At 64.8% G+C, this 11,813-nt stretch carries 12 protein-coding genes and 1 pseudogene; 5 read left to right on the forward strand and 8 right to left on the reverse strand.

Annotated features, from left to right (window positions below):
- Positions 1 to 84: 84 nt before the first annotated feature.
- Entirely contained in the window at positions 85 to 864 is a 780-nt protein-coding gene (gene rpsB / locus NUU27_RS14095; protein WP_257762752.1) for a 30S ribosomal protein S2, read from the reverse strand.
- Between the two features lie 179 nt (positions 865 to 1,043).
- The gene (locus NUU27_RS14100) at positions 1,044 to 1,874 is read right to left on the reverse strand and encodes a cell envelope integrity EipB family protein (protein ID WP_257762753.1); all 831 of its coding nucleotides are present in this window, start codon (positions 1,872 to 1,874) and stop codon (positions 1,044 to 1,046) included.
- Positions 1,875 to 2,088: 214 nt separating this feature from the next.
- On the opposite strand from NUU27_RS14100, the gene NUU27_RS14105 reads away from it, so the two are divergent.
- From NUU27_RS14105 to NUU27_RS14120, 4 genes are all read left to right on the forward strand, one after another.
- Positions 2,089 to 2,553, forward strand: coding sequence for a RidA family protein (locus NUU27_RS14105; RefSeq protein WP_257762754.1), 465 nt, complete (start codon positions 2,089 to 2,091; stop codon positions 2,551 to 2,553).
- 2 nt (positions 2,554 to 2,555) lie between these two features.
- On the forward strand, positions 2,556 to 3,266 hold the full coding sequence (locus tag NUU27_RS14110; protein WP_257762755.1) for a glycerophosphodiester phosphodiesterase: 711 nt from the start codon (positions 2,556 to 2,558) through the stop codon (positions 3,264 to 3,266).
- 106 nt (positions 3,267 to 3,372) lie between these two features.
- Positions 3,373 to 4,545, forward strand: a complete 1,173-nt coding sequence (locus tag NUU27_RS14115; protein ID WP_257762756.1) for a GNAT family N-acetyltransferase — start codon at positions 3,373 to 3,375, stop codon at positions 4,543 to 4,545.
- A gap of 31 nt (positions 4,546 to 4,576) precedes the next feature.
- Positions 4,577 to 5,002: an HIT family protein gene (locus NUU27_RS14120; RefSeq protein WP_257762757.1), complete on the forward strand. Its 426-nt coding sequence runs from the start codon at positions 4,577 to 4,579 to the stop codon at positions 5,000 to 5,002.
- 38 nt (positions 5,003 to 5,040) lie between these two features.
- Here NUU27_RS14120 and NUU27_RS14125 read toward each other — a convergent pair whose 3' ends face one another.
- The 4 genes from NUU27_RS14125 to clpS all read right to left on the reverse strand — a co-directional run bounded on the left by NUU27_RS14125 (position 5,041) and on the right by clpS (position 9,047).
- Complete coding sequence (locus tag NUU27_RS14125) at positions 5,041 to 5,388, reverse strand: AzlD domain-containing protein (protein ID WP_257762758.1); 348 nt, start codon at positions 5,386 to 5,388, stop codon at positions 5,041 to 5,043.
- Positions 5,385 to 6,134: an AzlC family ABC transporter permease gene (locus NUU27_RS14130; protein ID WP_257762759.1), complete on the reverse strand. Its 750-nt coding sequence runs from the start codon at positions 6,132 to 6,134 to the stop codon at positions 5,385 to 5,387. Before NUU27_RS14130 ends, NUU27_RS14125 begins: the two co-directional genes overlap by 4 nt.
- A gap of 106 nt (positions 6,135 to 6,240) precedes the next feature.
- Complete coding sequence (gene clpA / locus NUU27_RS14135; protein ID WP_257762760.1) at positions 6,241 to 8,706, reverse strand: ATP-dependent Clp protease ATP-binding subunit ClpA; 2,466 nt, start codon at positions 8,704 to 8,706, stop codon at positions 6,241 to 6,243.
- Between the two features lie 8 nt (positions 8,707 to 8,714).
- The gene (clpS, locus tag NUU27_RS14140; protein WP_257762764.1) at positions 8,715 to 9,047 is read right to left on the reverse strand and encodes an ATP-dependent Clp protease adapter ClpS; all 333 of its coding nucleotides are present in this window, start codon (positions 9,045 to 9,047) and stop codon (positions 8,715 to 8,717) included.
- Positions 9,048 to 9,424: 377 nt separating this feature from the next.
- On the opposite strand from clpS, the gene NUU27_RS14145 reads away from it, so the two are divergent.
- On the forward strand, positions 9,425 to 10,813 hold the full coding sequence (locus NUU27_RS14145) for a serine hydrolase (protein WP_374566891.1): 1,389 nt from the start codon (positions 9,425 to 9,427) through the stop codon (positions 10,811 to 10,813).
- 43 nt (positions 10,814 to 10,856) lie between these two features.
- Here NUU27_RS14145 and NUU27_RS14150 read toward each other — a convergent pair whose 3' ends face one another.
- Positions 10,857 to 11,552, reverse strand: a complete 696-nt coding sequence (locus tag NUU27_RS14150) for a DnaJ domain-containing protein (protein ID WP_257762762.1) — start codon at positions 11,550 to 11,552, stop codon at positions 10,857 to 10,859.
- A pseudogene (locus NUU27_RS14155) lies at positions 11,549 to 11,813 on the reverse strand (VWA domain-containing protein); the annotation flags it as partial. The pseudogene NUU27_RS14155 and the gene NUU27_RS14150, both read right to left, overlap by 4 nt.

Consider the following 11,813-nt stretch of genomic DNA (forward strand, 5'->3'; position numbering starts at 1 on the left):
CAAAACGGCCGCGAAGCCTGTGGTCTGCCGCGCGGCCGCCGCGGAGCGTTGCGCGCCCCGCATTCTCATACGGTACGGCGCTTCTTAAGCGTCCTTGCCCTCTTCGGAGCCCTCTTCGAGGACCGGCTCGGACGGAGCCTCGACCGCTGCACCGACGTCGATGCCCATCGCGCCCTGCTGACGCTCGATGCCGTCGATGGCGGCGCGCGAGATCAGGTCGCAATAAAGAGCAAGGGCGCGCGCGGCGTCGTCATTGCCCGGGATCGGGTAATCGACCACGTCGGGATCGCAGTTCGAATCGACGATGGCGACCACCGGGATGCCGAGGCGCTTGGCCTCCTGCACGGCGATGGCTTCCTTGTTGGTGTCGATCACGAACATCAGGTCCGGCGTCGAGCCCATGTCGCGGATGCCGCCGAGGGCGCGGTCCAGCTTCTCGCGCTCGCGCTCGAGGTTGAGGCGCTCCTTCTTGGTGAAGCCCTGGGCTTCCGAAGCGAGCAGCTCGTCCAGCTTGCGCAGGCGCTGGATCGAATTGGAGATCGTCTTCCAGTTGGTCAGCATGCCGCCGAGCCAGCGCGCATTCACATAATACTGCGCGGACCGCTTGGCGGCGTCCGCCACGATGTCCGAAGCCTGGCGCTTGGTGCCGACGAACAGGATGCGGCCGCCCTTGGCAACCGTATCGGACACGACCTTGAGCGCCTGGTGCATCAGCGGCACGGTCTGGCTGAGATCGATGATGTGGACGTTGTTGCGGGCGCCGAAGATGTAGTTCCCCATCTTCGGGTTCCAGCGGTGAGTCTGGTGGCCAAAGTGAACACCAGCCTCGAGAAGCTGGCGCATGCTGATATCGGGCAGAGCCATTCAAGTTTCCTTTCCGGTTGAACCTCCACGGACCGTCAGGCGGAAACCCGCCACCGGAGGCGCCGACCGGATGTCTCCCGGCCGAGACCTATTGGTCCGTGTGTGGAATGCGCGCGCATATAGAGGCTTATTGGCGCGAATGCAAGGCTTGGCGGACAGAACCGTCCGTTCTGGCGCTCCTATTGCGCGCAGGAGGCCTCGTCCTTCTGGTCGAACAGGGTGAGGTCGACCAGCTTGCCACGAATCGAGAACTCGCCGTAATTCATCCGCAGATCGCGGGTCACGCCGCTTTCGTGAAGCAGGAAGCTGATGTCGTAGTCCGGCGTCTCCTCGCCCTTCTCCTTCGTCGGGTCGAAATAGGCGATCGTCACCGGCCAGTATGCATCCCCCTGCAGCGCCTCGGCGGCCTGGCTCTCCGGGTCCGCCTTGCCGGCTTCCTTCGCCTTGCCGATGGTCACCGTCGTCAACATGATGCGGTCGGCATCCTCGGAACTGTCGAAGAGCGTGGTCTGGTAGAAGCCGCCGCCCGCCTTCGCCTTGGCGATCGCCTCCTTCATATGCGAGACGGGAAACTGCGTCGCCTCCAGTTCCGTCGTGGTCCTTTGAGGCTTCGTCAGCGTGACGGTGGTGCCGTCCTCGCCAAGGCGCGCAACGCCCTTCACCTCGCGATCCAGCGCATTGTCGAGATAGGTCTTGTTGACGAACTGGAAGGTCTCGCCCTTGCCGTCCTCGAAGGTCGTCGTCTGCTGATCGGACAGCCGTGACGTCTCGTCGGTCTCGATGCGCATCACGAAGCGGAACGTGGTCGCATAGCCCTCGCAGTCCGAGCCGGTGAATTCATAGACCATGCGACCGGAGATGCCGTTGATTCCCGACCGGTCGCTCGCCTCGCCCAAGGCGAGATCATAGATCGCCCGATGCGCCAGCAGACCCGTCTCCGCCGCAGCCAGGGAAACGCCCGGGCCGCCGAGGGCTGACAGGGTCAACACAAACAAGCGCAAGGCGCGCATGAACCACCTCCAGAAAGACTGCATGGGGCGGCGCAGGACACGCGGGCGCCGCGAAGACACATCAATTGACGAAGAGTCGTGGCGGAAGCGAGGCAAATATGCAACCTCTTGCTTCGACACGCTCGACATCGGCACGATCGGATTCAATAGTCCCTGCGGGCGAACCCGTTTCAAGAAAAGCCGTTGTGCGCGTTCCGAAAGTCAGGAGAAGCAAATGTCCAGTGCGATCGAGAAAAAACTGTTGGAGCTCGGCGTGGAACTGCCGGACGCGGCCGCTCCGCTCGCCAACTACGTTCCCTTCATCCAGACGGGATCTCTCCTGATGACCTCGGGCCAATTGCCGATCAAGGACGGCAAGCTGATGGCCATGGGCCTGCTCGGCCGCGAACTCGGCACGGAGGCCGGCAAGCTTGCCGCCAAGTGGTGCACGGTCAACGTTCTCGCCCAGGCACGTGCCGCTCTCGGTAGTCTCGATCGCATCAAACGCATCGTGAAGATCACCGTCTATGTCGCCTCGACGCCCGACTTCACCGACCAGCATCTGGTGGCCAACGGCGCTTCGGATTTTCTCGTCGCCGCCCTCGGCGAGCGCGGCCGCCACGCGCGTGCCGCCGTCGGCATGGCTTCCCTGCCGATGAACGCGCCCGTGGAGATCGACGCGGTGATCGAGGTCGAGTGAGCATGAACGGGCTGTCCTGGCTCACGCGGCGGCCGATCGCCCATCGCGGCCTGCACGACATGAACGAGACCCGCTGGGAGAACACGCTGTCGGCCTTTGCCGCGGCGGTCGAGGGCGGCTATGCGATCGAGTGCGACGTGCACCTGTCGGCCGACGGGGTGCCGGTCGTCTTTCACGACGACGAACTGCGCCGGTTGACCGGCGTCGACGGCTTGCTGCGCAACAGGAGCGCTGCCGAACTCGCCGCTCTGCGTGTCGGCGGCACGGCGGACACCGTTCCCTCGCTGCGCGATCTTACCGCGCTGGTGGCCGGCCGGGTACCGCTGGTGATCGAGCTCAAGGGCACCGAGGGTCATGACGGGGAACTCGTCGCCCGCGTCGCGGAGGTTCTCGCTGCCTATGAGGGACATGCGGCGCTGATGTCGTTCGAGCATCGGCTCCTGCGCGACATGGCCAGGCAGATTCCCGACCTGCCGCGCGGCCTGACCGCGGAAGGATCCTCGCCGGAGGCCATCGAAGCTCATTTCTCCATGCTTGCCAACGACATCTCGTTCGTTTCCTATCATGTGAACGAACTGCCGAACCCCTTCGTCACCTTCGTGCGCGAACGCCTGTCGATGCCGGTGATCACCTGGACGGTGCGCGACCGGGAGATGGTCGACAGGACGACCCGCCATGCCGACCAGATGACGTTCGAAGGGTTTCGTCCTTGAGAACAAGCCTGACCGTGGGCCCGTCCATCGGGACCATATGGCATCTTGAAGCACTCGCGCCGTAACTTAGGTTTCAGGCATGACTTCCGCCCCATCCCAGGATCCCATGACCGGCGATGTCACCCTGACGGTTTCGCCGCATTTCGCCGATGTGCCTGCGGCGGATTGGGCGATGCTTGCGGGTGCTTCACGCGACGATCCTGAAACTCCGTACAACCCTTTCGTTTCGCACGCTTTCCTGTCGTCCGTCGAGGAAAGCGGTTGCGCCGTGCGGGAAAGCGGCTGGCTCGGCCAGCATCTGAGATTGAGAGCCGCGGACGGCACGCTGCTCGGCGCCGTGCCGTGCTATCTGAAATCGCACAGCCAGGGAGAATATGTGTTCGACCACGGCTGGGCGGACGCTTTCGAGCGAGCCGGCGGACGCTACTATCCGAAGCTGCAGGTCGCCGTTCCCTTCACGCCGGCGCGCGGACCGCGCCTTCTGGCGCATCGGAATGCCGATGGCGAAGCGGTGCGCATGGCGCTCGCCGAAGGGCTAAAAACCCTTACCGAGAGGCTCGGCGTCTCCTCGGCCCACGTCACCTTTGCGACGGACGACGACATCGAGGCCCTGCGCGGGGCAGGCTTTCTGATGCGCACCGACCAGCAGTTCCATTTCTTCAACCGCGGCTACGGCTCCTATGACGATTTCCTGGCCACCCTCGCCTCGCGCAAGCGCAAGGCGCTGAAGAAGGAACGCCGCGCTGCCCTCGACAACGGCATCAAGATCGACTGGCTGACGGGACGCGACATCACCGAGGCCGTGTGGGACGATTTCTTCACCTTCTACATGGATACCGGCGGCCGCAAATGGGGGCGCCCTTATCTCAACCGGCGGTTCTTCTCGATGATCGGCGAGCGCATGGCGGACGACGTTCTGCTGGTGATGGCGCGCCGCGCCGGCCGCTACATCGCCGGCGCCATCAACTTCATCGGCTCGGACACGCTTTACGGCCGCAACTGGGGCTGCATCGAGCACCACCCGTTCCTGCATTTCGAGGTGTGCTACCACCAGGCGATCGAATTCGCCATCACCCGCGGCCTGAAGACGGTGGAGGCCGGCGCCCAGGGCGAGCACAAGCTGGCGCGCGGCTACGAGCCGGTCATCACGCGCTCGGCCCACCACATCCCGCATCCGGGCCTCAGACGCGCGGTGGCGCAGTATCTGGAGGGCGAACGCGAGGATGTGGCCGAGATCAACCGCCTTCTGGAGGCGCATACACCATTCCGCAAGGATTGAGCATCCGCAATTACCGAGACAAGAGGTATCGATGAGCACCACCGCCTATGACAACGACAACGTCTTCGCCAGGATCCTGCGCGGTGAACTGCCCTCGCACAAGCTCTACGAGGACGACGAGACCTTCGCCTTCATGGACATCATGCCGCGTGGCGACGGGCATTGCCTGGTCGTTCCCAAGAAGCCGTCGCGCAACATCTTCGACGTCGAGCCGGACAGCCTCGCCGCCGTCATGCGCACCGTGCAGAAGATCGCGCGCGCGGCCAGGGCCGCCTTCGACGCGGACGGGCTGACGATCCAGCAGTTCAACGAACCGGCCGGGGGCCAGGTGGTGTTCCACCTGCATGTGCACATCATCCCGCGTTTCGAGGGGGTGGCGCTGCGCCCGCACACGGGCGAGATGGCCGACCAGGCGGTGCTGGCCGAGCAGGCCGCCAGGATCCGCGCCGCGCTATAGCATTTTGCAGCCAGGTGGGGCCACCTCACCGCACGATCCTACAGAAGATAGAGGCCGGTTAGCAGCACCGCCTCGCCGGCCAGGATGCCGAGCAGGATGTTCTTCCGCGCCGCCAGATAGGTGCCGAAGGAAACGGCGGCAGCGGCGATCCGCAAGGCGAGCGGCGAATCGGCCAGCGCCCCGCCGGGAAAGACGAGGAGATTGGCGATCACCGCGGCGACGAGCGCTGTGGCGATGCAGCGCACGAAGACGAGAATGTCGGACTCCTCCGACATCTTGCCGCCGAGATAAACCCCGAGGAAGCGCCACCCGTCGGTTGCCAGCCAGCCGGCGACCAGGATGAAGACGAAGGGCCACCACCAGGCATCGATGGCAAGAAAGGTCATCCGACGAACTCCCGGCGCCGCTGCGCCCGGTGCCAGGCATAGGCGAGCCCGCCGCCGATCACCCCGGCGGCCAGAAGGTCGAAGCCCGGCAGGAGGACGTGGAACACCGGTCCGGCCGCCAGGCCCAGAACCATCGCCACATGCCCTGCCCGCTCGCGCGCCGATCCCCACAGAGAAGTCAGGAAATAGACCGGCGTCAGGAAGAAGAGCGCCGCCGACATCTGCGGCGGCAGGCGCGAAGCCACCAGGAACACCACCGCCACCACCGCCATGTTGACCAGCACGAGAGTCGAGCCCAGCCCGGCGTAATAGACGGTGCGCATGTCGCGCGGCACCCGGCGCAGGCTCTCCATGGCAAGCACCCAGGAGGTGACGGCGACGAAATGCGACAGGAAGTAGAGGACCCAGGGACGCGTCTTCTCCGTGCGCAGTTCCGGCGTCAGCGCCACGACCATGGGCGCAAGCCGCACCGAGGAGAGCGCCACGGCGAAGGTGGCCGCCGGCAGGCTGTTGCCGGAAAGGACCGCGCCGACGAGCACCACCTTGGCCGGAAGCGCCCACACGATTCCGGTCATGAAGACCGTTTGCGCCAGGGTGAGTCCGGCTTCGCGGGCGAGCCCGGCGAATCCGATGAAGGCGCTGACGAGAACGAGGCCTGGAATGGAGAAGCTGCGCCAGACGCCGCGCAGAAACCAGACCGCGCGGCCTTCTCTGTCCGTTGCCTCAGGTGATCCGTGTCTATTCATGGAGCCCCGGAACTAGCACAGTCGACAGGATCAGGCGATACGACGAAGGCGCGGGTGCTTGGGGCACTCCGCGCCTTCGGGTTGGGCCAAAGAATGGGCCGCAGGATCAGCCCTTGCGAGGCAGCTGCGGCACCAGGCTGCGCTTGGGCGGCTCCTTCGGCTTCGGTTTCGGCCTGGCGGCGGCCTTCGGCTTGGCAGCCTTCTTGGCCGCCGGCTTTGCCTTGGCCTTCGGCGCCTTCGCAGGCACCTCCTCGCGCGGCCTGATCGGCGTGTCGTCGGGCACGGCATCGAGCTTCAGGATGCTCTCGCCGGCCTCGTTCTTGTCGACCGTGACCCGCACGGTGCCGCCCTTCTTGAGCTTGCCGAACAGAACCTCGTCGGCGAGCGGCTTCTTGATGTGCTCCTGGATGACACGGCCGAGCGGCCGGGCTCCCATGCGCTCGTCATAGCCCTTCTCGGCGAGCCATGAGACCGCCTCGTCGGAGAGGTCGAAGGTGACGCGACGCTCGGCGAGCTGCGCCTCGAGCTGCATGACGAACTTCTGCACCACCTGATGGATCACCGGCACCGGCAGTGAGCCGAACGGGATGATCGCGTCGAGACGGTTGCGGAATTCCGGCGTGAACAGCCGGTTGATCGCCTCCATGTCGTCGCCCTCGCGCTTCGACGATCCGAAGCCGATGGCCGGCCGGACGAGATCGGCGGCGCCCGCATTGGTGGTCATGATCAGGATCACGTTGCGGAAGTCGATGCTCTTGCCGTTGTGGTCGGTCAGCTTGCCGTGGTCCATCACCTGCAACAGGATGTTGAACAGATCCGGATGGGCCTTCTCGATCTCGTCGAGCAACAGCACGCAATGCGGATGCTGATCGACGCCGTCGGTCAGGAGCCCGCCCTGGTCGAAGCCGACATAGCCGGGAGGCGCGCCGATCAGGCGCGACACGGTGTGCCGCTCCATATATTCCGACATGTCGAAGCGCAGGAGCTCGACGCCGAGCGAGGCGGCAAGCTGCTTGGCGACTTCCGTCTTGCCGACGCCGGTCGGGCCGGAGAACAGGTAGGAGCCGATCGGCTTCTCGGGTTCGCGCAGGCCCGCGCGCGCCAGCTTGATGGCCGAGGACAGCGCGGTGATCGCCGCGTCCTGCCCGTAGACGACGCGCCGCAGCTCCTCGTCGAGGCTGGCCAGCACCTTCTCGTCGTCGGCAGACACGGTCTTCGGCGGAATGCGCGCCATGGTGGCGATGGTGGCCTCGATCTCCTTGACGCTGATCGTCTTGCGGCGCTTCGCCTCGGGCAGCAGCTTCTGCGAGGCGCCCGTCTCGTCGATCACGTCGATCGCCTTGTCGGGCAGCTTGCGGTCGCTGATGTAGCGGGCCGAAAGCTCGACCGCCGCCTTCACCGCCTCGTTCGTGTAGCGGACCTTGTGGAAATCCTCGAAGTAGGGCTTCAGCCCCTTCATGATTTCGATCGCGTCGTCGACGGTCGGCTCGTTGACATCGATCTTCTGGAACCGGCGCACCAGGGCCCGGTCCTTTTCGAAGAACTGGCGGAACTCCTTGTAGGTGGTCGAGCCGATGCAGCGGATCGAGCCGGACGACAGCGCCGGCTTGAGGAGATTGGAAGCGTCCATCGCCCCGCCGGAGGTGGCGCCGGCGCCGATCACCGTGTGGATCTCGTCGATGAACAGGATGGCGCCCGGGTAATCCTCGAGTTCCTTGACCACCTGCTTGAGGCGTTCCTCGAAGTCACCGCGATAGCGGGTGCCCGCCAGCAGCGTGCCCATGTCGAGCGCGAAGATCGTCGCATCGGCAAGAACGTCCGGCACGTCGCCCTCGACGATGCGCTTGGCCAGCCCCTCGGCGATGGCCGTCTTGCCGACCCCCGGATCGCCCACATAGAGCGGGTTGTTCTTGGAGCGGCGGCACAGCACCTGGATCGTGCGGCTGATCTCGGCGTCGCGGCCGATGAGCGGATCGATCCGGCCGGCGCGCGCCTTGGTGTTCAGATTGACGCAATAGGCCGTCAGCGCGTCCTGCGCCTGTTTCTTCTTGCCGCTGTCCTCGGCTTCGGCGCCGGCGCCGCCCGCCTCGTCGTCCTCGGCCCCGCGCGGCGGCCGCGTCTCGGAGCTGCCGGGCCGCTTGGCGATGCCGTGGCTGATGTAGTTGACCGCGTCGTAACGGGTCATCTGCTGTTCCTGCAGGAAATAGGCCGCGTGGCTCTCGCGCTCGGCGAAGATGGCGACAAGCACGTTGGCGCCGGAAACCTCCTCGCGCCCGGAGGACTGGACGTGGATGACGGCGCGCTGGATCACGCGCTGGAACCCAGCGGTCGGCTTGGAATCCTCGTCATAGCCCGTGACGAGGTTGTCGAGTTCGCCATCGATGTATTTGACGACCGTGTCGCGCAGTGCGTCGAGGTCGACATTGCAGGCACGCATCACGGCGGCGGCGTCCGTGTCGTCGATCAGTGCCAGCAGGAGATGTTCGAGCGTTGCATACTCGTGGTGACGCTCATTGGCGAATGTGAGCGCCTGATGCAGTGCCCGCTCTAAGCCTTGCGAAAAAGCCGGCATTCAATACCTCACTTCTTTTCCATCACGCATTGTAGCGGATGCTGGTGCTGGCGCGCAAAATCCATCACTTGCGTCACCTTGGTCTCGGCCACTTCAAACGTAAAGACGCCACACTCGCCAACACCATGATTGTGCACATGCAACATGATCCGCGTGGCCGCCTCGCGGTCCTTCCTGAAGAACCGTTCCAGCACGTGAATCACGAACTCCATCGGCGTGTAATCGTCGTTCAAAAGCAGCACGCGGTACAGGCTCGGCTTCTTGGTCTTGGGCTTGGTGCGCGTGATGACCGCCGTGCCCCGGCCGGTGCTTTTGTCATCGTCACCCTCGCCATCCTGCATCCGCAAATCGTAGCGCTGCATGGCATTACCGCCGATGTTCAAGAATTCCATTCCCTTTGCCAAGCCCTTGCGTCGGACATGTAGGTACCTGTTTGACAATTTTAAGACCTTCTCTGTTCCTGACAATACGGCTCCACGGCTTTTACGTTCAAATTCCTGCCATCTCCCGATGATGCGATCCTGACAGATGGTGACGATCTGTCGGGGCAGATCTACTCCACGTGCCTTGCGCCAGGGCATCCTTCAAATTCGACACAATGTTAAGGAATTCCGTAAATCCTGCGATCACCATAAACGGATTGGTAACGCCGTCTCCCATACGGTGAAGCAAAGGGGGTGTCCGGTGCGGAAGCCGGGCAGCCTGGAATTCGATCCAAATGGGTGCGGTTGTGCGTCAAACGTCGGTGGGTAGAGCGGGTCTCGAACGAGTCGCGATCAAGATCCTCGCAACACTTTTTCTATCGGGTCTCCTCATGGTCGGCGGCGCCGCGCAGGCTGCCGCCAACGCGAAATATGCAGGTCTGGTGATGGACGCCAAGACCGGCGAGGTGCTTTATGAATCGAACGCCGACGCGCCGCGCTACCCCGCCTCACTGACCAAGATGATGACGCTGTATCTGGTCTTCGAGGCGCTTTCGTCCGGCCGCATCTCGACGGACACCCGCATTCCGGTCTCGCGCAACGCTGCCGCCGAACCGCCCACCAACCTCGCCCTCAAGCCCGGCCAGACCATCACCGTCGAACAGGTCATCTATGGTCTCGTGACGCGCTCGGCAAACGACGCGGCGACGGCGATCGCCGAATATCTCGGCGGCTCGGAGGCCAAGTTCGCCGCGATGATGACGGCCAAGGCGCGCCAGCTCGGCATGTCGCGCACCACCTTCAAGAACGCGCACGGCCTGCCCAACAGCCAGCAGAAATCCACGGCGCGCGACATGGCGCGCCTCGGCGTTGCGCTGCGCGAGCATCACCCGCGCTACTACAAGTATTTTTCCACCCGCTCCTTCACCTTCAACAAGCGGCGCTACGGCAATCACAACAATCTGCTCGGCCGCATCGAAGGCGTCGACGGCATCAAGACCGGCTACACGCGCGCGTCCGGCTTCAACCTCGTCAGTTCGGTCCAGGCCAATGGGCGCAGCATCGTCGCCGTGGTCATGGGTGGCAACACCGCGCGCAGCCGCGACGCGCATATGGCCGATCTCATCAAGCGTTATCTCAAGGACGGCTCGACTGGCCGCGACCGGATGCTGATCGCCAAGGCTCCGGGCGGCGCACGCACGGCCTTTGCGGCGATGATCCCCGGCAGCCGCGTGCCGGTGCCGACCGACCGGCCGGAGGTCGAAGCCCTCACCGCCTACGCGCCGGAGGAGCCGGTCCAGGCGGCTGCGACGCTCGCATCCGTCTCGGCGCCTGCCCCGCGCCCGCAGACCACCATCGAGGAAGTGGTGGCAAGCGTCGATCCCATGCCGACGGCCTCCACCGCCGACAAGGCAGCCGCCGCACAGGCGTCCGATCTCGGCGGCTGGGTGATCCAGGTGGCCTCGATGCCGAGCGAGGACGAGGCCCTGATGTTCCTCGCCGAAACGGAGAAGAAGGCTCCGACCGTGCTTGCCAGTGCCGTGCCGGTCACCGAGACCTTCGAAAAGGGCGGCGTCACCTATCATCGCGCTCGCTTCGTCGGCTTCAACAGCAAGTCGGAAGCCTGGGGCGCCTGCGCCACCCTGAAGAAGAAGAGCGTTTCCTGCTATGCCGTCCAGCAGTGAGCGCCATGCCGGCATTTCCGGGAACGTATCGCGTGCGGGAGAATCAATGATGGCTGGAGAGCAGAACGTCGCGCGCCTCGTTGATCCGCGCGGCCAGAAAAGACGATCCTCCCATGTCGGGGTGCAGGCGTTGCATCAGGCGGCGGTGAGCCTTGCGGATCTCCGCAACGGACGCGCCCCGTTCAAGACCAAGGACCTCATAGGCCTCCTCCTCGGACATGGGGCCAGAGCCCGGCGCTGCTCCCTGCCGCCGGTCCTCATTCGCCTGCGTGCCCTCGCGCCAGACGGGAAACTCGCCGTCAAGATAGGTCTCAAGTAGGCGGCGGCTTTCGTCGTCGGCAACCAGTTCCGCATGCAGATCGAGCAGCTCGGCGAGTTCCATCTCGCCGAGCTGTTTTCCTTCATGGCGCCCGGCAAGCACCGCGCCCGAAAGGCGTCCGCTGTCGTGGTCGAGCTCCATTTCCAGCGCGGCCGAGCGCACATGCGATTTCTGCCCCGGCGTCGGCGCGTAGGCCTGCCTGATCCTGCCCGACCCATACCAGGCGACGGCCGCCGACAGGAGCATGCCGCCGAGGCCCGCCCTTCCGAACAGCAACAGCGCCCCCCCCAGAAGCCCCAGGACCAACGGGCCGGCCAGCCGCAGCGAACCGGCGATGTGCTTCGGATCGGCGCGCAGGAATGCCAGGACGCCAAGAAGAAGGACAAGGACGAGCGCGAAGAAGAAGAACGGATAGATCATTGCCCCTTGCCGCGCAGATGTTCCAGCATCAGCCGGTCCTCCGGTCGGTCGCGCGTCGTCAGTGCCTTCAGCCCGCCGGTCGCATAGACGGCGACCGCTGCCAGGAGCTTGCCGAGCTCGGCCGCCGAGTGCGAATCGAGGCGGAACCAGGCCCCCTTCGACAAGCGGGCGATTTCCCGAAAAGCCCGCTCGGCCAGCGGATCGTGCCCTTCCTGGAAGACGAACACCGGGACGCCGACCAGGCCGAGCCTGCCGGCCTGG

The sequence above is a fragment of the Nitratireductor sp. ZSWI3 genome (assembly GCF_024655565.1).
Lineage (GTDB): Bacteria > Pseudomonadota > Alphaproteobacteria > Rhizobiales > Rhizobiaceae > Nitratireductor.

Bases quoted from the DNA above. Each gene is read 5' to 3' on its own strand.
- NUU27_RS14110 (WP_257762755.1), top strand. From the start codon at position 2,556: ATGAACGGGCTGTCCTGGCTCACGCGGCGGCCGATCGCCCATCGCGGC.
- rpsB (WP_257762752.1), bottom strand. From the start codon at position 864: ATGGCTCTGCCCGATATCAGCATGCGCCAGCTTCTCGAGGCTGGTGTT.
- NUU27_RS14105 (WP_257762754.1), top strand. From the start codon at position 2,089: ATGTCCAGTGCGATCGAGAAAAAACTGTTGGAGCTCGGCGTGGAACTG.
- NUU27_RS14120 (WP_257762757.1), top strand. From the start codon at position 4,577: ATGAGCACCACCGCCTATGACAACGACAACGTCTTCGCCAGGATCCTG.
- clpA (WP_257762760.1), bottom strand. From the start codon at position 8,706: ATGCCGGCTTTTTCGCAAGGCTTAGAGCGGGCACTGCATCAGGCGCTC.
- NUU27_RS14145 (WP_374566891.1), top strand. From the start codon at position 9,425: ATGGGTGCGGTTGTGCGTCAAACGTCGGTGGGTAGAGCGGGTCTCGAA.
- NUU27_RS14100 (WP_257762753.1), bottom strand. From the start codon at position 1,874: ATGCGCGCCTTGCGCTTGTTTGTGTTGACCCTGTCAGCCCTCGGCGGC.
- NUU27_RS14150 (WP_257762762.1), bottom strand. From the start codon at position 11,552: ATGATCTATCCGTTCTTCTTCTTCGCGCTCGTCCTTGTCCTTCTTCTT.
- clpS (WP_257762764.1), bottom strand. From the start codon at position 9,047: ATGCAGGATGGCGAGGGTGACGATGACAAAAGCACCGGCCGGGGCACG.
- NUU27_RS14115 (WP_257762756.1), top strand. From the start codon at position 3,373: ATGACCGGCGATGTCACCCTGACGGTTTCGCCGCATTTCGCCGATGTG.
- NUU27_RS14130 (WP_257762759.1), bottom strand. From the start codon at position 6,134: ATGAATAGACACGGATCACCTGAGGCAACGGACAGAGAAGGCCGCGCG.
- NUU27_RS14125 (WP_257762758.1), bottom strand. From the start codon at position 5,388: ATGACCTTTCTTGCCATCGATGCCTGGTGGTGGCCCTTCGTCTTCATC.